Genomic DNA, 23,438 nt, shown 5'->3' with positions numbered 1-23,438 from the left:
CGGCGCGCTCCTGGGGGTGTTCCGGGGGTCGGCCCGGTTCCCCCCCCCCGACCCCCCCCCCCCCGGGCGCGGGGCCCGCCCCCCCGCGGGGGGGCGCCCCCCCCACGACGTCATCAGCGTACGACCGGGATGGCTCGCAGCAGCGTCTGGTCGATCGAGGTGCCGGTGGCGTCCTCGGCGGTGACCCGGAAGCCGACGAAGCTGTCGGCAACCAGTGCCGTGCGCGGCGCGGTGAAGCCGTACTCCCCCGGACCGGCGGGTCGGACCTTGACCTCGGTCCAGGTGGCACCGCCGTCGGCGGTCACCCAGGCCGTCAGGTTACGGAGCTCGCCCGAGGCGCCGGTGACGCTGACGTTGACGTTCAGCGGCCGGTCGGCGCGGGCCCGGTTGTGCAGGTCGAGATCCGCGGTGACGGCCACGTTGAGCAGCCGCGCCGGGGTCGCCTCGCCCGACGAACCGTCGGTGCGGAAGGCCCACCTGGTCCTGCCCTCGCCGCCGACGGGGTAGACGTCGCCCGAGGTGAAGGAACGCTCGAGGACGTACGACGCGGGTGCGCCGTCGTCGAAGGTCTTGTCGAGCATCGAGCCGCGGTCCGCGACAAGCGCCCCGTTCCGGTAGAGCCGAGTGGTGGCATCGGACTTCGACGGGTAGCTGAAGTCGGCGTACATGCCCTTCCGCCCCTGGCTGTCGACCGCGTCATCCATCGTGAGTTGCAGCCGGGCGCCGGTGACGATTCCTTGGGCTCGGGCCCCGATCGGGGCGGCGAACCAGGTGTCGCGGGTGGTGGTGCCGGGCTGGTAGGCCCGCGGCTGCTGGGTGAAGCGGTACTCCACGCGGTCCTTGCTCCGCCAGGTGAGTTTCATCCACTGCGTGTTCCGGGCGGTGATGTACTCGGTGCGGACCCGGGGCACGGTCAGGTACGACGGCGAGGTGACGTTGAGCCCGATCAGGTTGGGACCGTAGACGGTGGTGCCCTCCTGGTAGCGGTGGTCCTCGTTGAAACCCTTGTAGGTCGTACGGACCTTGGCCAGGTTCTCGATGTCTTCGGTGCGGAGCCGGTGCGTGGGGTCGTCCGGCACCTCGTCGTCGGCGAACGTGAGGTCGAACAGGAAGTCGCCGTCGCCGGTCATGTGGTCGCTCTTCGCGTCCGCCAGCCGCCAGTGCTCGGAACGGCCGACCGTGCCGTCCATGGTGCCGTTGGTCGGGGTGATCCAGAGCGCGTCCCGGCTGAACGGGCCGTACGCGCCGCCGAACAGGACGCTGTGGCCGGTCCAGTACTTGCCGTCCTTCGTCATGCGCCGCAGGTTGGCGGCGACGAGTTCGGGCCGGGTGTCGAAGCCGTCCGCGGTGACGGTCCAACGGCGGGTTTCCCGGGCGTCGAGGACGATCGTGTCGGAGTTCGCGGGGTTGTCCTTGGTCAGGATCGCGCCTGCGGGCTTGCCGTTGACCGTCATGGCGATGGTGCCGACGACCACGTACGGGCCGTCGGGCACGCGGACCTCGGTGGTGCCCGCTGCGGGAAGATTGACGGTGACAGCGGTGCCGCTGTCGGCGTTGAGCATCGTCACCTGGGCCGGAGCCGGGTTGCCGTCCCGGTCGAACGCCGAGATCCTGACGGTACGCGCGCGGTCGAGCAGCAGCGGGATGCGCAGCGACTGCCCGCCGTTCGCCGGGGTGGCGGTCAGCGCCCCGCTGTAGGTGCCGGTCGGCGTACCGGTGCCGTTGACGGTGAGCGTGACCTCGCCTGAGCCGCCGGCGGGCAGCGTGACGGCGGCCGGGCTGACGGTCAGCAGCCCCGGAGGCATGGCAGCGCCGGCGCGGGCGAGGGTGCCCGCGAGGTTGACGGTGGCCTCCGCGGTGCCGGTGTTGGTGATGGTCACCGTGCGGGTGGTGGTGCCCTCACCGCCGGGGAAGGCCAGGGACCCGGCGGAGGCGAAGAGGGGCTGCGACAGGGCGGCGTGGGCGTCGACGAGGCCGGCGCCCACCTCGTGGATCGACTGCGCCGCCGGCGGGGCCACTGCGGTCCCCATGAGCACCGACTTCAGGCGGTCGGCCTTCCAGTCCGGGTGCTCTTCGGCGAGCAGCGTCGCGACGCCGGTGACGTGCGGGGCGGCCATCGACGTACCGCTCAGCGCCGTGTAGTTGGGGTCGGCCTGGACAGTGCCGATGGTGGTCCCGGCGGCGCGGGCGGCCACGATGTTGACGCCGGGTGCGGCGATCTCCGGCTTGACGAGTCCCGGTGCCCGCGCCGGTCCCCGGCTGGAGAAGGCGGCGGTGCCGCCGGCGAAGTCGACGGCCGCGACGGAGAGGGCGTGCGGAGCGACCGACGGCGCGGAGACGGAGCCGACGCGGGGGCCGTCGTTGCCGGCGGAGACCACGAACAGCGCGCCGGACTGGGCGGTGAGTTGCTCCAGCGCGGTGGACACCGGATCGGTGCCGTCGGTGGGGCCGCTGCCCAGCGACATGTTGATGATCCGTGCGCCCTGCGCGACGGCCCACTCCATGCCCGCGATGATCTGCGAGTTGTAGCCGTCGCCCTTGTCGTCGAGGACCTTGCCGACGATCAGGTCTGCGTGCGGGGCGACCCCGGAACGGATGCCGGCTGCGCCAGCACCGCTACCCGCGACAGTCGCGGCGACATGGGTGCCGTGGCCCTGCCCGTCAGTGGAGTTGCCCTTGCCGGTGAAGTCCGCCGAGGCGCTGATCCGGCCGGCCAGGTCGGGGTGGTTCGGGTCCGCGCCGGTGTCCAGCACCGCGACCTTGACACCCTCGCCGGTACGGCCCGCCGCCCATGCCTCGGGTGCCTTGACCTGCGTCAGGTTGCGGTCGAGGGCGTCCGCCTCGGCCTTGCCGTCCAGCCAGATCCGACTGAAGCTGTCCAGCGTCTCGCCGAGTTCGTCGGCGTCGTCCTTGTCCAGGACGGCCGCGCTGGCCCCGATGGAGGGCAGGTCGCGTCCTTCGGTCAACAGGTCGTCGGCTACGGCCCTCGCCTTGGCCGCCGCCCTGGTGTTGCGCTTGACGATCAGTGGAAGGGTGTCGCGGTGGGCGTCGTCGTAGCCGTCGCGCAGCAGTCCGGTGACGTTGAACAGCTGCGGGTCGAGCCGGGTGCCGACCTGTCCGATCACGTCGCTGGGGTAGAAGAAGGTTTCGCCTGCCACGTCGGTGCGGGCGAGGAACGTGCCGGGCGCGGAGTCGGGAGCCGGTTCCGCGCTGTACGACCGGGTGCCGTCCGGGGCTGTGGTCACCGTGATCCGGTCGCCGGTGACCAGGGTGATCGTCGTGCTGTTCGCCCCGGACGAATCAGCGGCCGGCGGCGCGGGCTCGGCGGACGCGGGAAGCGCCGGCCACCCGATGATCGCCAGGCCGGCCAGCCCTGCGACCCATCGGGAGAAGGTGGGATGTCTCATCGATCCTCCGGATTCCATTGGCTGCGCGGGTGTCCCACGGTCCGTATCCGGAACATCGCGGGCACCGCGGTCTCGTCGGCGGCGAGCAGCTCGCCGCCGCCCGCCGCACACCATGCGCCCAGTTCGCCGGGGATCGCCGGATCCTCGGTGAGCAGCTCCACCACGTATCCGGGTGGAAGGCGGTGGCAGTGCCGTTCGAGGACGTCCCGCACCCTCGGCCAGGGCTCGCCGCCGGCGTCGACGACGGCATGGACCGGATGCATGGGCTACCTCGGGTGGTGGTGGGGCGGTGTGGCGGCCGAACCGTAGAAGACGGCAGTTACAAGTCAGTTACCGTGACGACGGCGAGCGTTCGGTTGGCCGTGGTGGCGTACGTCAGTCAACCGCCGCGGCAGCCGGCTCGGCGGCCAACTCCGCGGCGAGCACGCGGACCCGGTCCAGCACCTGGGGGTCGTCGGAGTTCCGAGCCGCCTGCTCGCAGTCGGCCAGCGCCGCCCGCGCCTCCTCCGTACGGCCGGTCCGCAGCAGAATCGTGGTGAGGTTGGCCAGGGCGGGCGGTAACGCCCAGGACCGACCGAGTGACCGGGCCAGCCGTACCGCGGACGTCGCCAGGGCCTGCGCCCGTCGGTGTTCGCCGTGGAGCAGCTCGATCTCGGCGAGGTTGCTCTGGTCGATGGCGAGGACGGCCGGGTCACCCATCCGGCGCGCCGCCGCCACCGCCCGCCGCGCGCAGTCGCGGGCCACGTCCAGCCGGCCGGTCTCCCGGGCCAGTTCACCCATGATGGACAGAGCGCGAGCCAACAGCGGGATGTCGTCACAGCGCTCGGCCAGCCGCAGGGCCTGCTCACACGCCTCCGACGCCGCCGCGACGTTCCCGGTGACCAGCAGGCATGCGGCGCGTACGCACTCGATCTGGGCGAGCTGGGGCAGCGTCACCGCCTCGTCGAGCTGTCTGGCGGCATGCTCGGCACGGGTGAGCGCGGCGAGCGCGTCGGCGTACTGTCCGGAGCCGAAGAGCATCGTCCCGACGGTCAGTTCGAGGTCGACCCGATCGGTGTGCGGGGTGCCCTCGTCGCCCGGGACCGGTCGGTCCTCCAGGAGATGCCGCACGGATTCCAGCTCCGCCAACCCGTCCTGCGGCCGCAGCGCCCGGCCGAGCACCTCCGCCAGGGCGATCGCCGCGCGCACCACGCTTCGGGGGTCTGCCGACTGCCGATACGACGTCAGCGCCACCCGCAGCACCTCCTCCGCCTCGTGGTAGCGGGCGCTGCGGCGCAGCACCGTACCCCAGTCGAGCCGGGCGGCGGCTGCCGCGGCCGGGTCGTCCGGCTCCAGGCGCGCGACCAGGTCGGCGTAGTAGGCGCAGGCGCTGTCGTTGGCGAAGAGGCTGGCGGCACGTTCGGCAGCACGGCGCAGCCAGTGCGCGGCGCGCGGATCGTCGGCCCGGCTGAGATGGAAGGCCGCGGCTTCCACCGCGTCGGGGCGCTGGACCAGCACGGTCTCGGCGTACGCGCGATGCAGTTGCCGCCGGCTCGCGGCACCGACCCCTTCGGCGCAGGCGAGTTCGACCAGCGGGTGGCGGAACGCGTAGCCGGTCACCGGACGTCCGAGTGCCGTGACCGTGCGTTCCACGATGAAGCCGGCCGTGACCGCCGTGTCGAGTGCGGCGGCGACGGCAGGGCCGCCGAGGGGCGGGTGGAGCCCGGCAATCGCGACGGCCTCCAGTTCGGCGACGGAGATCGCGCCACCGCCGCCGACGGCGAGGGCACCGAGCGCCGCGCGGGCCTCGTCGGGCAGCTGGGAGAGCCGTCCGCTGACCAGTCTGCGCACCCCGTCGGGCACGCCCCGCACCTCGCCGGCGGTGGCGAGTTCCAGCGCGAACAGCGGGTTGCCTCGGGACAGCTCGTAGATGCGCCGAGCCCGCTGCGGCGGAATTCCGACCAGCCGGGCACAGTCGGCTCGGCTGAGCCGGAGCAGTTCGACCTCGACCGCCAACCCCTGCTCCGCGAGGGTGTCCAGGATGAGGCGGCGTGGGTCACCGGCGGGCAGTTCGTCGCCGCGGACGGTCGCGACGAACCGCCAGCGCCGTGACTGGGCGGTACGGATGAGATGGTGCAGCAGACGCAGGGATGCCGGATCGGCGGCGTGCAGGTCGTCGAGGACGAGCAGAAGCGGCCGGGCGGCGGCGAGATCGGTCAGCAGCGCGCTCACGGACCGGAAGAAGCGGGCCTGTTCCTCCTCGGGGCTACCCGCGCGGGTGGGCGCTTCCCCGAGGGTGGTCAGGACGGCGGCAAGACCGGGATGTTCGGCAGCGATCGTCGCCCGCTCCACCGCCGGGCATGCGGCGAGATAGCTGTCGAGCGCATCGACGAACACCCCGTACGGGGTCTGCCCCTCGGCTGTGCGACAGGTACCCCACAGCACCTGGGTTCCCGCCCTGGCAGCCTGCCCGGCCACCTCCGCGACGAGGCGGGTCTTGCCGATGCCCGCCTCCCCCGCCACCAGCGCCAGCGGCGCGCCGCCCGGCCGTCCGGCGGGGATGGGGGCGTCGGTGGCATGCCCGACGAGCAGGGCAAGCGGACGCGCGCGGCCGATCAGGGGCTGGTCGTGCGGGTGGCGGATCACCGGCGGCAACTGCATCACCGTCCGGTCCGCCCCGGTGCGTGGGGACGTCAGGGCGTCGAGTGCCTCTCGCAGCAGCGCCTGGAACTCGGCCGCGGGCGGAAAACCCAACTCCTCTGCGAGCACATCGCGCGCCGCGTGGTACTGCCGTACGGCCTGCCTCGGCCGTCCGGCATCCAGCAACACCCGCGCCAACAGCAGGTGCAGTTCCTCCGCGGCCGGAGTCCGTTCCAGTTCGAGGCGCAACACCTCCACTGCCTGGTCTGTCTCGCCGGCCTGGGCCAACACGGTGGCGAGGGCCGGGACGACCCGGCCGCGCAGGGCCACCAACTGGCGCCGGCGCTCCTCGGCCCAGGACGCGTACCGGTCCTCGGGCAGCAGCTCCCGGCTCAGCGAGGTCAGTACTGAGGCGAGCGCCGCCCGGTCACCGGTCGCGAGAGCGTGCGCGGCTGCGGCCGTGGCCTCGTCGGCATCGATCAGTATCAGGCCCCGGTCGAGGCAGATCAGCTCACCCTCGGTGTGCAGGTACGTCGACGGGCTGCGTGGCGCCAGTTCAGGTTCCAGGGCGTGCCGCGCCGCGTGCAGGGTCACGCGGAGACTCCGCAGCGTCGCCTCGTACGGCATCTCCGGCCACAGCGCCTCCATCGCCTGGTCGCGGTGCAGTCGCCCGCCGGGCGTGACGGCCAGCAGTTTGACCAGGGTGCGGGCACCGGTACGCCGCCACTGCTCGGCCACCGACCGGCCGCCTTCTCGCTCGACACGGAACCCGCCGAGCAGGTGGATGCGCAGCCGGTGGGGGCGCGTGGCTCCCGGATCCGCCGGCTGAGCTGCCCCTGACATGCGCGACACCCTATCCACGCTGCGGCGACCCCGGCCTGCTGGGGCGTGGGTCACCCACCTCGTGACAGTCGTCGGTCCATTGCCTGGTCGGTCGGGTGATGGCGGTGCCGACAGCCCGGCCGCGGAGCCCGGGAGCGACTCCGGCGCGGGCACGAAGTCCCCGCTCGACGCCCGGTTCCACCTGCTCGGCGTGGCCGAGCCGTCCTCGGACGGCTCGGCCACGCTTTCGGTTCGTCAGGGGGTCACCCGGGTAGCCGGGCTGTCGCCCGGCAGGCCCGACATGTTGGCCTCGACCGGCGGCAACGGGGTGCTTCCGAGGACGCTGCCGTCCGTGGCATACGCGGTGAGGGTGGCCGGCTGGTCCGGCGGTATCCGGGTGGTGCCGGCGTTCGACGTGTCGAGGGTGACCGTGGCCGGGGGTGCGCCGCCGACCGTGACCGTGACGCGGGCCGCGTCCGGCGGGGCGATCACCCGCACCTGGTCCGTCGGCGTGCGGGTGCCGTTGTCGGCCCGGATCCGCCAGCCGATCGGCCGCTGGTCGGCGCCCTCGGCCGGCAACAGCAGCCGCAGGTCGGTCCACCAGCCGGTTCGGTCGTCGCCGTGCCTGGCGTACGCGATCACCCCGCCGCCGGCGGGCTGCACGGTGAGCAGCGCGGCGGCCTGGCCGTGCTCGCTGCCCGACCAGCGCAGCCGCACCGTCGTTCCGACCGCGGGGAGGCGGCTGTCGAGGAGTGCCTCTTCGACGAAGCTGCGCAGGGTGGCGTCGTCCAGCGGCGTGCCTCGGGCACCCCGTCGGGCGGCGGTGAGCAGGACGTCCATCTCAGCCCCGGTCGGGTCGATCCCGGCGTACGGGCCGCCGCCCAGGCCGCCCTGGTAGAGCACGTGGTCGCCCCGGCTGACCCGGACGACGGGTTCGTTCCGGAGCGGCACGGGGGGCAGGACGGCGAACCCGACCCCGCTGCCGTCCTCCCTGGCGAGGTTCTCGTACTCCAGGGTTCCCCTCGGCGTGTAGCGAGGGTCGCCACTGATCATCACGGTGGATTCGGCCGGCCCGACGACGACCGCGAATCCGCCCCGGTCGGGACCGGCCTGCATCAGGGTCATCACCGGGTCGTCGACGCCCTCGCTGTGGCCGGCGTAGTGCATCTGTTCGGCGCCGGCCCCGGCCGGACCCACGTACCAGACCAGCGCCTCCTTGGTCAGCAGGCCGAACCGCAACGGCACCGCCACCAGCGCGACCCGGTGGCCCGGCTGGTCACTGCCGTACAGCAGGCGGATCCGGTCGCGGTCGCCGACCTTCCAGACGCCATCCGGGTTCAGGACACCCGACGGTGTGTCGCCGCTGATCCGCGGGTCGGTGCTGATCCGCGTCCGCAGCGTGTCCAGCCAGGCCTGGTCGCCGGCCAGCGTGCCCCGGGGCGGGGCGTCGAGCAGCGCTGCCGGGGCGGCGGCGACCGCGATGCCGGGCGCCCACCCGGGCAGGGGCACCACGTTGGTCTGGATCCCGACGAGCGCGGCCCCGACCGCGACGGCGACCGCCGCCCGGATCAGCCGCGTCCGCCGGTGCCGTCGCTCGCGCCGGGCGAACCCCGGCCACGGGTCCTCGGGTACGTCGACGCCGTGCGCGGCCTGCCGCAGCGCGGGACTGAGCGTCGAATTCGCGAAGCTCTCGGTCATGCCAGTTCCTCCTCGAGCCGTACCGGGGACTGAGGGACGGGTGGGGCGAACTCGCCCCGCAGCCGGGCCAACCCGCGCGACGCCTGGCTCTTCACCGAGCCGACGGAGCAGCCGAGAACCTTGGCGGTGTCCGCCTCGCTGAGGTCCTCGAAGTAGCGCAGCACCAGCACCGCCTGGGTCCTGGGCGGCAACCGCCGCAGCGCGGTGAGGAGCAGTTGCCGCTCCTCCACCTGCGCGTACGCGTCCGGCGTCGGCGCGCTGTCGGAGGTCAGCAGCGGCACCTCCAGCGGTCGCCGCCGACGCCGCCAGGAGATCGCCGTGTTGACCATCGCCCGGCGTACGTAGACCTCGGGCGCGTCCCTGCGCAGTACCCGCCCCCAGCGCCGATGGGTCTTCTCCAACGCCGTCTGCGCCAGGTCCTCGGCTGTCCCCCGATCGCCGGTCAGCAGGTAGGCCGTTCGCAGCAACGGCCCCCACTGTCGTTGTACGAACAGCCGGAACTGTTCGTCGTCCTCGTGCCGACTCACGCCACCTCCAGGTCACATCCGCCTCGTGTCACGTGCGGATGCAGGGTGAGACGCGATCGGCGGCGTCCGGGGTTGAGTGGAACCGTACGTCGAGACGGATCCGGATCTGCCGGTGGCTACCCGCCACGGTCGTGACGGCGGGCTGCGCCAGTCGACTCGCGAAAGGTGCCACGTTCGCGGCCACTCAGTCGAGGCACATAGCAATGCTCTTTCGGTCGGCGTCGGGTCACCACTGGCTGATGAGGGGCGGGTCCGGTTCGTGCTGCCGCCAGGCTTCGCTGAGGCGGGCGAGGCGGGTGGGGGCGGCGATGCCGCGCACGGTTGCGATCTTGCCGTTGGTGATGTCGAACGCCACGGCCCCGAGGACCTGGTCGCCGAGCACGAAGAGGATGGCTGGGGCGCCGTTGACGAGCGCGTAGTGGATGGCGGGCGTGCCGCCGGCAAGTCGCCGTTTCGCGGGTGTGGGTTTGAAGCCGGCCCGTACGACGGCGGCGACGCGCTGCGGAGTGTCGTACCGCAGCAGCGTCTGGGCCAGGCCGGCGCCGTCGGTGATCGCGGTCGCGTCGTCGGTGAGCAGCGCTACCAGCCGTTCGGTGCGGCCCGAGGAGGCAGCGGCGAGGAATTCCTCGACGATCCTGCGGGCGGATGCCGGGTCGACTTCGCCGCCGCCGCGGCGGCGCGCGGCGGCGATGCGGCGCCGGGCCCGGTGGAGGTGCTGCTGGCTTGCGGACTCGGTGATGTCGAGGATCTCGGCGATCTCGGCGTGGCTGTAGGAGAACGCTTCGCGCAGGACGTAGACGGCCCGCTCGTGGGGTGACAGGCGCTCCATGAGAGTCAGCACGGCCAGCGAGACCGATTCGCGCTGCTCGACAGTGTCGGCCGGGCCGAGCATCGGGTCGCCGGCGAGGAGCGGTTCGGGTAGCCAGGCGCCGACGGTGCGTTCGCGGCGGGCCTGTGCCGAGCGGAGCCGGTCGAGGCACAGGTTGGTGACGACCTTGGTCAGCCATGCTTCCGGCACCTTGATCCGCTGCCGGTCGACGGCCTGCCAGTGCAGGAACGCATCCTGCACGGCGTCTTCGGCGTCGGCGGCGGAGCCGAGCAGCCGGTACGCCAGCGAGGCCAGCCGGAACCGGCTGGCCTCGAACCGACCGGTGTCGAAGCGATCAGTGGCGGTGCTGTCCACTCGGACCACCCTAGGCGGCTACGCCGACCGCCTTCTTGGCGGACGTATCCGGCGCGGCGGCCAGGCGGTGCTTGCGCTTGGGCAGGCCGAAGGTCGGGTGCGAGGTGGCCCAGAGCGAGAGCTTGAGGATGCCCGACTTGATCCGCGCGGCCTTCCGGCCGCCCGCGTACTTCGGCGTTGCCTGCGCTTCGTCGTCGACCAGCTGCAGGATTCCGTCTCGCCGCCCGAGGCTGATGTGGTTGCCCGGGTAGACCAGCTTGGTGTTCGCGATTTTGCGGCCGGTCAGGCGTCCCATGATCGCCTCGATGGCCTGCTGGCCGGTGAAGCCGGCCGAGGCGCAGGACATCGGCAGCGGCCGGCCGTTGTCGCCGATGGCGTAGGCGCTGTCGCCGGCGGCGTAGACGTTCGGGTGCGAGACCGACCGCATGGTGCGATCGACGACGATCCGACCGTTCTCGGTGACCTCCAGCCCGCTGGCGGCGGCGATGGGGTTGACCGCGAACCCGGCCGTCCACACGGTTGCGTCGGACGCCAGGGCGCTGCCGTCGGCGCACAGCACCCGCGTCGCTTCGACGGCCTCGACGCTGGTGTGCTCCAGGACGGTGATGCCCAGCCGGGCGCAGGCCCGGCGCAGGTGGCTGCGGGCTCCGGCGGAGAGCCGGGCGCCCAGCTCGCCGCGGGCGACCAGCGCCACCGACAGGCCGGGCCGGGCTTCGGCGATCTCGGTGGCGGTCTCGATGCCGGTCAACCCGTCGCCGACGACCAGCACACGCCCTCCTTCGCCCCGCCTGCCCAGGCTGTCCAGGCGCTCGCGCAGGCGCAGCGCCGAGGGCCGGGCGGCGATGTCGAAGGCGTGCTCGGCCACGCCGGGGACGCCGTGGTCGTCGCCGTGGCTGCCGAGCGCGTAGAGAAGCGTGTCGTAGCCGAGCTCGCCGCCGCCGTCGGCGTCGGCCAGGGCGACGACCTGGCGCTCGGGGTCGACGGCGGTGACACGGGCCAGGCGCAGCCGGATCCCTGTGCCCGCGAAGACGTCGGCGAGTTTCGGAGCCTTGATCTCGTGGCCGGCCGCGAGTTCGTGCAGCCGCAGCCGCTGGACGAAGTCCGGCTCGGCGTTGACCACGGTGATCTCGGTGTCCGCCGGGGACAGCCGGCGGGCCAGGTTCCCGGCCACGTGGGCCCCGGCATAGCCGGCGCCGAGGACGACGATGCGGTGCTTCATGGGTTGCTCCTGTCGGTTCGCTTGCCTCCGCGAGTTGAGCGGAACGGCGCCCCGATTGCTGACAGGAACTGCGTGTGGCATGGGTCACAGAGCGGCAGGAGCGCCGCCCAACGATGCTCGCGACGCCGAGCAGGTCGACCGGGCCGTGGACGGCCGCCACGACGCGGCGCTGACGCAGGCCGAGCTGAACGAGGTGATGATGACGTGGCATCGGTCCTGGCGGCACGGCTGCGCAGTGGACCAGTCACCGACCACTACCGCTCCTTGAGGCGGCGGTCGACCTCCTCGGCGACCCGCCGGTGCAGCTCGGCCAACCGCTCGTCGGTGTACTTCGTCAGGTCGCCCGGGTCCGTGCCGCCGTTCGCCGCCTGCTCCCGTTGCTGCTGCTGGTCCCGGCGTTGCAGCTCCTGTTCCTCAGGCGAGCCGGGGGCGGCGTACGCGCACCGGACGAGGGTGCCGTCGGCGTTCTTCAGGCAGGTCGCCTCCCGGCCGTTGATCTGGCCCCGGCCCTCCACCCGGTACCGGATGCTCTGCTCACTGCCGAGTGTGGCGGTCCACGTGCTGCCGCCGGTCGGCACCACCTCGAACACCTGGTCGTCGTTCCAGCAGCAGACGTCCCGGTACTCCGCCTTGATCAGGGCGACGATCGCCTGAGGCGACGACCAGGTCGGGCTGAGCCGGTGCACGGTCAGCGGGGCGAGACCGCGGCCGGCGTGCCGGGTCGGCACGGTCGACACCGCCACCACCGAACTGGCCTCGCCCTGCGGGGTGAGCGGGGTGACGTACGCGCTGCGTCCACTGCCGTCGCGGTAGCGGAGGGTGAACTCCGACTCGTTGCCCTCGTTGGCGCCGTCCTCGGAGGCGTCCCAGCCGCTGCGCTCGAACCACCAGTCGGCGAAGCCACCGACGGCGGTGGTGCCCTCCCGCTGCTGGGCGGCCAGGCTGATCGGGTAGGACGGTCCGGGCACCTTCGTCGTGTCGTCAGTGATCGTGACCTTTCCGGTTCGGCCGTCGTACTGCGCCACACCGGCCGGCCGTTCGGTCACCACCAGGATTCCGGTCTGCCGTTTCAGCGGCACCACCACGATCGGGTTGTCGCCCTGGCAGTAGACGTACGCGTCGTCCGCGGAGAACCGGGCCCAGCGCCGTTCGGCGGAGATCTTCCGGCCCAGGTTGTGGCTGAACCAGCCGCCGATCCGCGCGTCGGCGGCTGACACGTCGAACTGGCACCGCTGCTGCGCCCGGCTGTTGCCGCCGAGCGGCACCTCCTGCATCAGACCGACCTCGTAACCGGCCAACCAGCCGCGCCGCTCGACCAGGATGGCGAACCGGTCGGAGTCGGGCAGGTAGCTGACGTCGGTGATCTCGCCGGTGACGTCGCCCAGGTTGGGCGCGGCCTGGGCCTTGCCGACCAGGTACGGCGCACGTGCGGCCAGGTCCGGGACCGGATCGCTCACCACCCGCATGGTGGTCCCGTACGCCCGATCCTGGAGGTATTCGCCGTAGACCAGCCAGCACGCCCCAAGGGCCAGTCCGACGGCGGCGCCCAGCCAACCGAGGACGATGGTCCCCCTGGTCAACTCGGACGTGGTCGTGCGCCCGCGGAGCCGGTGGGTGAGCAGTCGCACCAGGGCCGGCGCCCCGGCGAGCAGGGCCAGCAGGGTCGGCGCTACCAGCCAGGGCACGAGTTTGCGCAGCTCCCACACGAGGACGGTGGTGGCGTACGAGGCGTACCAGCCGACCGCGCCGAGCAGGATGAGCAGGAAGATCGGCGTACCCGTCCGCAGCGCCCAACGCATCGACATCCTCCTACTGATAGGACGAGCCCTGATCGTATTGAGGACGTCAAGACGCCTTGGTGCCGTCACAGCGGCGCGACGACGATCAGCAAAATGTGTCGAGGATCCGCGATGGTTCGCGCGGCCGGTGCTGCGTCGGGCCATGCGTCGGAACGGGGGTCTTCGATCAGCGTCGCTCGGTGCGGGCGCGTCCGAGGGCATCCGCCGTGCCGACCGTCGGGATGCGGAGCAGGGATACGGGCAGCGGTCGTCAGCCGGGAACGTTCACGAAGCAGATCCGAACGTGCGGTGGGCCCAATCGGCGAAGCTGGTCCAACCAACCTCTGGGTGGGCGGCATGCAGCGCGGCGATGTCGACCTGGTAGCCCGGCCCGTTCAGGAACGCCCACATCGCGTGCATGTCCGGATTGCCGATATCGGCCAGCGGCACTCTCTCATGGCGCACTTCCCGTCCCAGCGCCGCGCCCAGTGCGGCCGCCATCTGGGCGGGGGTGGGGGCATCGCCGGCCAGCTCGATGCGTCGCCCGACGTAGGGGGCGGGGTCGAGAAGCACCTGCGCGGCGAAGACCCCGTGGTCGGTGCGGGCAAGCTGCTGCAGCGGCCGATCCGCCGGCAGCGGCAGATCGAGCACCCCACTGCGAATGCGGTCCGCCCCGCCGAGCGCGTTGTCGAAGAAGTACGTCGGTCCCAAGATCGTGTAGGGGACGTCACCAGCAGCCAGCTCGGTTTCGATGCGCGCCTTGCTGTCGAAGTGGGGCACACCGCTTCCCTGATCGGCGCCGGCCACCGAGCTGAACACCAGGTGCGACACCCGCGCTTCGCCGGCGGCTGCCAAGATCGCCCGCCCCTGGGTCACTTCGGCATCCACGCCCGCCTCGAACGGAGTCGTGAGCGCGAAGGTGGACCCCGCGCCCGCCATCGCCGTGGCCAGCGAGCTGGGATCATCCAGCGAACCCGCAACCACCTCGACGCCCCGGTCGGCCAGCCGGCGAGCCGCCGCCCGCTCCGGGTCGCGCACCAGCGCCCGCACCCGGGCCCCGCGGCCCAACAACGCCTCGACAACGGCACTGCCCTGACCGCCGGTCGCCCCGAGCACCAAGATCGGCGCATCGGCCATCGAAGTCACCTCTTCCCAGCGAGCGAGCGCGGCGACCGGTCGTCGCCGCGCTCCACCGTATCCTCCCGCCTCGGCCGTCATCCCATCCTCGCGAACGTTCGCGGTGGCCGTTCCACCTGGCCGGCCGACGGTCTGCTCGGGCGCGTGTAGGAGTAGAAGGCCGGTTCGGGAATGTTCTTGTCGCCGAACCAGAATCCGGCGTACCTGGTTACCGCACTAGATGATCTCCTCACGCACGTTGCCGCTCCCCCGCCGCCGCGGCCCGCATGCGGGCGTACTCGACCTCCATGTCGGGTGGGCCGAAGCCGTAGTTGGCGTAGTCGGCACGCATGTCCTCGATCGCGGCATCGAGCTCGGCCGACGGGCCGCCCTCGGCGAGCAGCACCACCAGCGGCTCCCACATCGCGCCGCCGAGATCGGGTATGCCGCGCAGCGCCTCGAGGTAACGGCCCGGCCGGAGCAGGTCGAGCGCGGTGTGGGCGAGCTTGTCGGCCGCACCGACCAGCAGCGCCGCAGCGTGGTCCAGCTCCTCGGTCGTCGTCACGGTCGCCGGGTACCTGCCAGGGTCCAGGCGCAGGTGGTGGTAACTGTCCTCCGGGCATTGGCGGGTCTCGACGAACCCGATCCGGTAGGACGTAGCGTTCTTGTCCAACGGGATCGGAGGCTGGCCCCAGCGGGCGGCGCGCCAGTTCAGGTACTCCCACCATGCGAACGGCACCACACCGATGCCCACGTTGACGAAGATCGTGCCGCCGCCGACGCTGCGCATCACACTCCGTCCGACACTGATCTGTGCGACGCCGTCGGTCGTGACGACCGACCAGTTCCCGCGAGTGCCGTGGAAGCCGAGCGGCCGCACAACGGCGCCGATGTCCTTGTTCAGCCGGCTCGTCGCCTGCGCGGGAGTGATCATCCGGTACACCGTAACCGCTCGACGCTCCCGTTGAGACGGCACGCGCCCCGCGCCACTCGCGATACGCCGGCCGGATAATCGCCTTGTCGCACTGCTGGCCCCTGCCTACTCTGAGGCGATGATCTCGCGGCTACTAACGGTGACCTTCGATGCGCACAACGCGGCCCGCCTGGCGCAGTTCTGGGCCGGCATGCTCGGCCGCCAGGTCGTCGAGGACGCCGATGGCGCGCTCCTGCCCGGCGAGGACGGCCAGCTCGGTCTCCGGTTCGTCGCGAGCCGCGCGGAAGAGGTGGGGCGGCAGAACCGCCGCATGCACCTTCACCTGACCAGCGCCAGCCCCGATGACCAGCAGCACACGGTGGCCACGGCGCTGAGGCTCGGCGGAAGCCACCTCGACGTCGGGCAGCGCCCCGAGGAGGGGCACGTCGTCCTGGCCGACCCCGAGGGCAACGAGTTCTGCGTGATCGAGCCGGGCAACGGCTTCCTCGCCGGATGCGGCCTGCTCGGGGAACTCGCCTGCGACGGCACCCGGGAGGTCGGCCTCTTCTGGAGCGAGGCGCTGGGCTGGCCGCTGGTGTGGGACCAGGACCAGGAGACTGCGATCCAGTCACCGCTCGGCGGCACGAAGGTCGCGTGGGGAGGCCCACCCGTGGCCCCGAAAGCGGTGAGGAACCCGCAGCGCTTCGAACTCGCCCCGGCCGGCGGCGACCAGCAAGCGGAAGTCGACCGGCTGGTCGCCCTCGGGGCCACCCGGCTCGAGGTCGGTGCGGACGGCACCGTCGTGCTGGCCGATCCCGACGGCAACGAGTTCTGCGTGAGAGGAAACTGACCACAGCGCGGCGTCCTCGGCGCACCTGCTCCGCGAGCTTTCGGCTCCTCTCCTGCGCCGGCCGGTGGCCGCTCCCCGCCCGGGGAGCGGCCACCGGCACCGGTCACGGCCGGCGGGGACGGCGGGTGAGGGCGAAGCCAGCGACGCCGGCCACGGCGGCGAGTACGCCGCCCACCGTGCTCCAGATCCAACGCGAGCCGAGGCCGGGCAACCAGTCGAGGTACCCGCTCTCGTCCTCCTCGACCGGTTGTGCCGCCGGTTCGGCGCTGAGTATCGTGCCGGCCTGCGTGGGCGGCACCAGCGGCGCCTTGAGCTCGCCGTCGTCGCGGGAGTCCTGTCGGTCCGCGCTGACCAGCAGCTCCACGTCGATCGGGAGCCCGAGGTCGGCCTCCGGCAGCTCGGCCACCGACAGGCGGACGTAGTAGGTCCCGGGCAGCGGGTCGGCCGACCAGGGCTCGGACCAGGTCCGTACCTGTCGCAGGGTGCAACCGAGGGACACGCTGCCGGCAGAGGCCGCGACGGTGGGGGTCTGCGCGCCGGCCGTGCACGACTGGCGTCGCCGTAGCCCGTCGAAGACCTCCATCGTCCAGGTCGACGCGCCGCTGCGCGACTTCGGGAACGACACGGTCGCGGCGATCTCGTGCCGTTCACCGGCCGCAGCCGGGAACGACCAGTACAGGTAGTCGCCGGTGGAGGCGGCGACCCGGACCGGCTGTCCGCCGGCGATGCTGGCGGCGGTCAGAAAGGAGGTCCCAGCCCGGGTGACCGGGGTGGCGCCCGGCGAGGGTGTGGGCGCGGCCTGGACCGGTGCGGGGACGGCCAGCAGGGCCAGGCCGGCGGCGGCCAGCGCCGCTCCGCTCCGGATCGTCCGGGTAATCATCAGTTCTCCCTCCAGGTGGCCACCCACCAGCGGGTGAGAAGGCCGGTGACCAGTCCGGTGAGCAGGCCGGCCACGGTCAGCAGCACCAGCAGCATCCAGCCCCGACCGAGGTCCGGGGCGACCGGGGCGGGCGAGGACGCGACCACGTCCACGGTCAGCTCGACCGGCATTCCGGGCGTCGCCTGGGTGCCCGGCCGGGGCGCGAAGGCGTTGCTGACGACCAGGCAGACCGTGGTGGCCGGGACGGCGGTCGTGGCGTCCGGCGTCGGTGGCGCCCCGTCCGCCTGCTTCTCGCTCGCTGACCAGCGCAGGCCGGCGGAGACCACGTCGGTGCGGCCGCTGCCCGCGTCCACCCCGCGGACCAGTTCCCGGCCGTCGGTGGCCGTGGCCCGCAGCAGCACTCCGTAGTCGCGGTTCACCGGGCGGTCCAACGCCATGCTGACCGATACACGCAGCTCCTGCCCGGGGCGGACCGGCACCCGGTACCACCGATGTTCCGAGAACGCCTCCCGGTCGCTGTAGACGCCGGGGCCGAGTAGCGGCGCATCGTCGCACGCCGACTTCCCGGCGACCACGGCCGGGGCCGCCGTGTAGGTGTCCTTCGCCCGGTCGACCAGCTGCTTGATCCGGCTGGTCAGCTCGTCGGCGCTCTGTGCGGCGGTGTACGTGCCGCCGGTGGCGCCGGCGATGCAGAGCAGTTGCCGACGCACCTTCTCGTCCGGGGCCAGCCCGAGCGTGTCGACCACCAACTTCGTACCCTGAGCGGCCAGCTCCCGGGCGACCTCGCAGGGGTCCGGCGGGGCGCAGGTGTCCTCGCCGTCGGTGATCAGCACGATCCGCCGGGCGGTCGTGCCGGTGCCGAGGTCCTGGGCGGCCGAGCGCAGAGCCAACCCGACCGGGGTGAACCCGGTCGGCCGCAGGGTCGCCACCGCGGCCTTGGCCTGCGCCCGATCGACCGGGCCGACCGGCACGATCTGCTGGGTGTCCAGGCAGCCCAGCTTCTTGTCCTTGCCATGGTAGGTCGCGCCGAGCACTCGGATACCGAGCTGGGTCTCCTCGGGCAGCGCGTCGACCACCTCGTTGAAGGCCTGCTGGGCGACGGAGATCCGGCTACGGCCGTCGATGTCCTTGGCCCGCATCGAGCCGCTGACGTCGAGCACCAGCTCGACCTTCGGCGGTTCGACCGGTGTCTCCTCGTCCGCGAGGGCTGGCATCGGCCCGGTCATCACGGTCGCCGCCAGCAGTCCGATGAGGACGGCGGCCGATCGTCTCTTGTTGATCACCGGCGGAGTGTAGGACATATCCACTATGGATGATCACCAAGGCCGATACCGGAGGCTCTCCTTGAGCTTGAGCGCGCCTTCCAGGGCCACCGGGCCGCGCGGCCGGCCGGCGTCCCCGTGAGGCTGAAGCGCCCACCGGGGAAACCCCTACCCGACGCTGGCCGAGGCGTACAGGGTGGCGGCCCTGGACCTGTCCAACCAGATCCGCAACATCATCCGGACCACCTGGAGGCCACTCGCTCCATCCTCGATCAGGCACCCCATCCGACTGCGGGCCATGCCCGATCAGACCCCGAGGAAATCGTCTGTCACACGCTCGAACTCGTCGGTGTGCGTCCAGATGAGCGCATGGTCAGCATCGTCGATGACGACGAGCTGGGAACCAGCGACACCGTCGTGGAGCATCATCGCGTGGTGGATCGGTACCGCTTGATCATTCGAAGCGGCGATGACGAGCGTCGACACGCGATCTCCCCCAGCCGGCGCCTGCTGTCGGCCATCGTCTCCTTCCAGGCGGACATCATCAACGTGCGGTCCTGGTCTGCCATGAGACCGGCGAGCCAGTCGGCGCGTTCCCGGCCGAGCTGCGGCGCCGCCTGTGCGACGACCAGCTTCGCCAACAGCCGCATGCCGACGACCTGCAACACCAGCGGCAGTACGTGGCCCTCGACCTTCTCTCGAAGGGTCGCCATGTTGAACGCGAAAGTGCAGGCGAGCACGAGGCGATCACATCGGTCGGGGTGGTCGAGGACCAGTTGTTGAGCGATCGCACCGCCCAGCGAGTAGCGGAGCACGGCCGTGGAGCCGATGCCCAGCCGGTCGAGCAGCTGCGACAGGTCAGCCGCCAGCCGCGTCGTCGAGTACGGCGGCGGTAGTCCCCGACTCCGCCCATGACCGCGCATGTCGGGAACGATCACGCGGTGCCGGGTGGCGAGGTGCGCTATCACCGGCTCGAACATCTCCCCGGTGACCATCAACCCGTGTATGAGCAGGAGGGGTGGCCCCGATCCGCGCTCGGTGAAGTACAGATGCCCTGACGGCGATCGTGCCGAGCTCATGGGCGTCCTACGGCCTTCCGCGCGTTGTCTGCGCTCCCTCACCACTGCCCCGGGGCCGGCGTGGTCTCGGTGACAGGGACTCTCCGCCCGTGCGCAAGATCCGCCTCGAAAGCGCGCTCTCGCAGCGGCTGGTCACTGACCGTGCTGCCCCACGGATCCCCTTGAATAAGAAATATAGAGCTCCGTTGACGGGCGCTTGTGCGAGTCGGCGCAAATGCAGCTAGCTGACCAGCGGAAACGCAGAACGCGGAGTGGACCTGCGCGGAGGCGGAAACCGTCAATCCGGGTGATTACAGTCGGTCACTGCAATCTACTTGTCGGCACCTGCCGCCGCTGCTTCACCGCCGCTTCCCCCTTTCCCGTCCACGCATCGATGCGCCCTGGTGGACGTTGCGGACGCGACCACGGAAGAGGTCAGCCGACCGGTCCGGCCCGGCCCGGCCGGGGCGGGCACACGTCACTCGACAGTTCGTCCACATTCAACCAGCTGCCTCACATAAATCCCGCATGTTCTCCTTTGCGCGGTGTTAGCTTTCCCCTGTCCATCTTGGCCCAAATTGGCCAAATCGGAACAAATCGGACAATGGGTAGTAAACGGTTCGATGCTGCGCCGGTATCACGGGGGAAGTGGAGCTGATGAGAAGGACATCGAAGGTCGCCGCCGGTGGTAGGCCGGAGACGGATCTCGCACCGCGGAACGACCTGACGGGGCCCGTCGGGGAGGGGATCAGATGACCCTGAACCGGGACGTCGATGCGCAGGTGCCCGATCTGCTGTCCGAGCCGCCGCTCTCCGCACCGTCCGGGCACGGTGACCGGCCACTGAGCATCCTGCGGATGCGGGAACGGCCCGAGGACGACGCCAGCGTCGTCAACGGCCGCGACGAGCGACAGACCGTGAGCGTGGTCATACCGACGCTCAACGAGGAGCAGAACATCGCGTGGGTGCTCGAGCGCCTACCGTCGATGGTCGACGAGGTGGTCCTCGTCGACGGGCACTCGTCGGACCGTACGGTCGAGGTCGCCCGCGCCATCCGGCCGGACGTCGTGGTGCTGACGCAGCACTGCCGGGGCAAGGGCGACGCGGCGCGGGTGGCGTTCGCCGCCGCCACCGGCGACCTGATCGTGATGATCGACGCCGACGGCAGCATGGATCCCGCCGAGATCCACCGCTTCGTCACCCCGCTCATGAACGGCTACGACTTCGTCAAGGGTTCCCGGTTTCTGGCCGCCGGCGGATCGACCGACCTGACGGCGCTGCGCCGGACCGGGAACCAGATGTTGGTGCGGCTGACGAACACCCTGTTCCTCGTCCGCTTCACCGACCTGTGCTACGGCTTCTGTTCGTTCCGCCGCGACTGCCTGCCGGCACTCGCTCTGACCGCGCACGGCTTCGAGATCGAGACCGAGCTCGTGCTCCACGCGCTGAAGGCGAACCTGCGTATCGCCGAGGTGCCGAGCAACGAACTCGCCCGCCGCTACGGCACCTCCAACCTGCGTACCTTCCGGGACGGTCAGCGGGTGCTCCGGACGCTCATCCGGGAGCGGATCGTACGGCGCCCCCGGCCGGTGGTGGACCCGATCGACCACCGCGTGCTGCACCAATGGCAGCCCCTGGCCGCCGAGCCGAGCAGCCCGACGCTGAGCGAGCTGCCGCGATGATGACCCGTCCCCTGCGCCGTGCCCGGCCGGCGCGCACGTCCTACGCCCTGGCCCTGGTGTTCGGCGTGCTGATCGGCGCCGCAACGGTGACCGGTGGGCTCGCCGCACCAGCCAGGGCGGCGACCGGCGACATCGGCTACGTCGGTCCCTCCACTGCGGGTGCCGGCTCCGCGGCGACCGGCGAGAAGCCGGAAAGCAAGCTGTGGTGGAACGACGGCGCCTGGTGGGCGGTGCTCTTCCACACCAGCAGCCAGACCCACCACGCCTTCCGGCTGGACCGCTCCAGCCAGCAGTGGGTGGACACCGGGACCGTCGTCGACAACCGGCCGAAAACCCGGTCCGACGTGCTGTGGGACGGCACCAAGCTCTACGTCTCCTCGCACGTCCGGGCCAGTTCCTCCGCGGGCGCGGCCTCCGGGAACCCGGCCCGGCTCTACCGCTTCAGCTACGACGCCGCAACGAAGACCTACTCCCGCGACCCCGGCTTCCCGGTGCAGATCACCAGCTACTCCAGCGAGACCCTCACCATCGACAAGGACTCGACGGGTGTGCTCTGGGCAACCTGGACGCAGGGCTCGAAGGTCTACGTGAACAACACCACGGGCGGGGACGTGGTCTGGGGCACGCCGTTCGTGCTCCCGGTCGCCGCCGCCACCGGTCTGTCCAGCGACGACATCTCGTCGGTGGTGACCTTCGGCGGCAGCCGGACCGGCGTGATGTGGAGCAACCAGGTGAAGTCCGCGGTCTACTTCGCCGAGCACATCGACGGTGCGCCGCGTGATACGTGGAACGTCACGCGTACGGCGATCCAGGGTCCGAACAGCGCCGACGACCACATCAACCTCAAGGCACTCCAGGCCGACGCCTCCGGACGGGTCTTCGCGGTCGTCAAGACCGGACTCGACGACGCCGGCGCCGCGATGTCGGCACCCCTGATCATGCTCCTCGCCCGGGACCCGTCGACCGGCGAGTGGTCCAGCCACCGGGTCGGGCGGATCAAGGACTGCCACACCCGGCCGGTCCTGCTGATCGACTCCGAACACCAGACGCTGTACGTCTTCATGACCGCGCCGGACAGTGGGTGTCCCTACACGGGCTACCCGGGAACGATCTTCATGAAGAGCTCCCCGATGGATGGCGTCGCCTTCCCCGACGGCCGCGGTACGCCGGTCATCAGGGACGCCCTCTCGCCCGACATGAACAATGTGACGGCCACCAAGCAGAGCGTCACCAGCGCCACCGGCATGGTGGTCATGGCCAGCAACGACGCCACCCAGCGCTACTGGCACGCCGACCTCCAGTTGGGCTCGTCGTGAGCGTCGGAACCAGCCTCGAGCCCGGCCTCCGGGGGGCGTCCGGCGACCTGCGACCGCTGCGGGTGACGAGTCCGGCACCGGTCGACGCGTGGGAGCAGGTGCTCGCCTCCGCGCCGAACGCCCTGCCCAGCCAGACGCCGACGTGGCTCCGCTGCGTCTGCGTGGTCGAAGGCTACGAGGACGTCTCCCGGCTCTACGAGACGGCCGACAGGCGGCGACTCGTTCTTCCCCTGGTTCGGCGCCCGGGGCTCGGTCCGATCCTCGCCACGGACTTCGGACTCCCTGTGGGCTGGGGACCGGGCGGGCTGGTCTGCGACGGTGGCGTACTCCGTCCGGAGGACGTCCGGATGGTGGTCAACGACCTGGGACAGCGGTACGTGCTGAGCACCCTGGTCCGTCCCGACCCGGCGACGGCCGCGATCTGGGACGCGGCGGTGCCCGCGAGCGTGCTGCGCGAGGAGCGGATGACGCAGACACTCCCCCTCGACGGCGGCTTCGACGAGGTCTGGCGCAAGCGGTTCCGCAGCGACACCCGCAACCGCATCCGGCGCGCGGAGCGGGCCGGCGTCCTCGTCGAGTGTGACGACAGGGGCGATCTGGTCCGGGTCTTCCAGCAGCTCTACCGGGAGTCCGTCGACCGATGGGCGCGACGCGACGGTCTCCCGCTGCCGCTCGCCCGACGGCTGGCGGCCCGGCGGGAACCGCCCCGGAAGTTGAGCACCGTCGCGGCCGCGCTCGGTTCCCGGTGCCGGGTGTACGCCGCGTACCACGAGGGACGACCGGTCGCCGCGATCGTCGTGCTGCTCGGCGCGAGGACGGCCATGTACTGGCGCGGTGCGATGCTGGAGAAGCTCGCCGGCCCGGTCTACGCCAACTACCTGCTGCACAAGACCGCGATCGCGGACGCGGTCGCGGCGGGGTGCACGTCCTACAACATGGGCGACTCCGCCCGGGTCTCCTCGTTGGAGTTGTTCAAGAGCCGCTTCGGCGCTGTCAGCCAGGACTACGCCAGCTACCGGATCGAGCGGTTGCCGATCACTCCGCTGGTCCAGCGCGCCCGCGGTGGCGTACGCCGGATCCTGGCGCTCCGGCAGGTGCGGGAGTAGTG

At 71.6% G+C, this 23,438-nt stretch carries 18 protein-coding genes; 4 read left to right on the top strand and 14 right to left on the bottom strand.

Translation table 11 applies throughout. From position 1 onward, the window contains the following. Positions 1-113 precede the first annotated feature (113 nt). From ABT006_RS24190 to ABT006_RS24145, 10 genes are all read right to left on the bottom strand, one after another. Complete coding sequence (locus tag ABT006_RS24190; RefSeq protein ID WP_350709835.1) at positions 114-3,407, bottom strand: S8 family peptidase; 3,294 nt, start codon at positions 3,405-3,407, stop codon at positions 114-116. Then, positions 3,404-3,670, bottom strand: coding sequence for a hypothetical protein (locus ABT006_RS24185; RefSeq protein WP_350709833.1), 267 nt, complete (start codon positions 3,668-3,670; stop codon positions 3,404-3,406). The genes ABT006_RS24190 and ABT006_RS24185 overlap by 4 nt, the downstream gene beginning before the upstream one ends. A gap of 112 nt (positions 3,671-3,782) precedes the next feature. Beyond that, positions 3,783-6,869, bottom strand: a complete 3,087-nt coding sequence (locus ABT006_RS24180; RefSeq protein WP_350709831.1) for an ATP-binding protein — start codon at positions 6,867-6,869, stop codon at positions 3,783-3,785. Positions 6,870-7,103: 234 nt separating this feature from the next. After that, positions 7,104-8,546: a hypothetical protein gene (locus tag ABT006_RS24175; RefSeq protein WP_350709829.1), complete on the bottom strand. Its 1,443-nt coding sequence runs from the start codon at positions 8,544-8,546 to the stop codon at positions 7,104-7,106. Further along, the gene (locus tag ABT006_RS24170) at positions 8,543-9,073 is read right to left on the bottom strand and encodes a SigE family RNA polymerase sigma factor (protein WP_350709827.1); all 531 of its coding nucleotides are present in this window, start codon (positions 9,071-9,073) and stop codon (positions 8,543-8,545) included. The genes ABT006_RS24175 and ABT006_RS24170 overlap by 4 nt, the downstream gene beginning before the upstream one ends. A 226-nt stretch (positions 9,074-9,299) precedes the next feature. Then, complete coding sequence (locus ABT006_RS24165) at positions 9,300-10,256, bottom strand: sigma-70 family RNA polymerase sigma factor (RefSeq protein WP_350709825.1); 957 nt, start codon at positions 10,254-10,256, stop codon at positions 9,300-9,302. Between the two features lie 10 nt (positions 10,257-10,266). Beyond that, the gene (locus ABT006_RS24160; RefSeq protein WP_350709823.1) at positions 10,267-11,475 is read right to left on the bottom strand and encodes an NAD(P)/FAD-dependent oxidoreductase; all 1,209 of its coding nucleotides are present in this window, start codon (positions 11,473-11,475) and stop codon (positions 10,267-10,269) included. Positions 11,476-11,729: 254 nt separating this feature from the next. Next, positions 11,730-13,280, bottom strand: coding sequence for a hypothetical protein (locus ABT006_RS24155; RefSeq protein ID WP_350709821.1), 1,551 nt, complete (start codon positions 13,278-13,280; stop codon positions 11,730-11,732). Positions 13,281-13,538: 258 nt separating this feature from the next. Next, positions 13,539-14,390: an NmrA/HSCARG family protein gene (locus tag ABT006_RS24150; RefSeq protein WP_350709819.1), complete on the bottom strand. Its 852-nt coding sequence runs from the start codon at positions 14,388-14,390 to the stop codon at positions 13,539-13,541. A 77-nt stretch (positions 14,391-14,467) separates the two neighbouring features. Next, positions 14,468-14,992, bottom strand: coding sequence for a DUF5996 family protein (locus tag ABT006_RS24145; protein ID WP_350709849.1), 525 nt, complete (start codon positions 14,990-14,992; stop codon positions 14,468-14,470). 429 nt (positions 14,993-15,421) lie between these two features. Between ABT006_RS24145 and ABT006_RS24140 the strand changes: the two genes are divergently transcribed. Then, entirely contained in the window at positions 15,422-16,132 is a 711-nt protein-coding gene (locus ABT006_RS24140; RefSeq protein WP_350709817.1) for a VOC family protein, read from the top strand. Positions 16,133-16,235: 103 nt separating this feature from the next. Here ABT006_RS24140 and ABT006_RS24135 read toward each other — a convergent pair whose 3' ends face one another. The 4 genes from ABT006_RS24135 to ABT006_RS24120 all read right to left on the bottom strand — a co-directional run bounded on the left by ABT006_RS24135 (position 16,236) and on the right by ABT006_RS24120 (position 19,353). Further along, positions 16,236-17,012: a peptidase gene (locus ABT006_RS24135; RefSeq protein ID WP_350709815.1), complete on the bottom strand. Its 777-nt coding sequence runs from the start codon at positions 17,010-17,012 to the stop codon at positions 16,236-16,238. After that, on the bottom strand, positions 17,012-18,295 hold the full coding sequence (locus ABT006_RS24130) for a VWA domain-containing protein (RefSeq protein ID WP_350709813.1): 1,284 nt from the start codon (positions 18,293-18,295) through the stop codon (positions 17,012-17,014). The genes ABT006_RS24135 and ABT006_RS24130 overlap by 1 nt, the downstream gene beginning before the upstream one ends. 285 nt (positions 18,296-18,580) lie before the next feature. After that, positions 18,581-18,760, bottom strand: a complete 180-nt coding sequence (locus ABT006_RS24125; RefSeq protein WP_350709811.1) for an alpha/beta fold hydrolase — start codon at positions 18,758-18,760, stop codon at positions 18,581-18,583. Then, entirely contained in the window at positions 18,700-19,353 is a 654-nt protein-coding gene (locus tag ABT006_RS24120) for an alpha/beta fold hydrolase (protein ID WP_350709809.1), read from the bottom strand. Before ABT006_RS24120 ends, ABT006_RS24125 begins: the two co-directional genes overlap by 61 nt. 731 nt (positions 19,354-20,084) lie before the next feature. On the opposite strand from ABT006_RS24120, the gene ABT006_RS24115 reads away from it, so the two are divergent. From ABT006_RS24115 to ABT006_RS24105, 3 genes are read left to right on the top strand one after another with little or no spacing between them, the layout of a single operon-like run. Next, positions 20,085-21,014: a glycosyltransferase family 2 protein gene (locus tag ABT006_RS24115; protein WP_350709807.1), complete on the top strand. Its 930-nt coding sequence runs from the start codon at positions 20,085-20,087 to the stop codon at positions 21,012-21,014. Continuing rightward, a complete protein-coding gene (locus ABT006_RS24110) occupies positions 21,011-22,330 on the top strand; it encodes a hypothetical protein (protein WP_350709806.1) in 1,320 nt (439 codons plus the stop codon). Before ABT006_RS24115 ends, ABT006_RS24110 begins: the two co-directional genes overlap by 4 nt. After that, positions 22,327-23,436, top strand: a complete 1,110-nt coding sequence (locus ABT006_RS24105) for a GNAT family N-acetyltransferase (protein WP_350709804.1) — start codon at positions 22,327-22,329, stop codon at positions 23,434-23,436. The genes ABT006_RS24110 and ABT006_RS24105 overlap by 4 nt, the downstream gene beginning before the upstream one ends. The last annotated feature ends 2 nt before the right edge of the window (positions 23,437-23,438 follow it).

Origin of the sequence: Micromonospora sp. NPDC002717, from assembly GCF_040295705.1 — a bacterium.
Classification (GTDB): Bacteria; Actinomycetota; Actinomycetes; order Mycobacteriales; family Micromonosporaceae; genus Micromonospora.
Note: the sequence above shows the minus strand (reverse complement) of the source record. Positions and strands in the feature narration are given on the sequence as shown.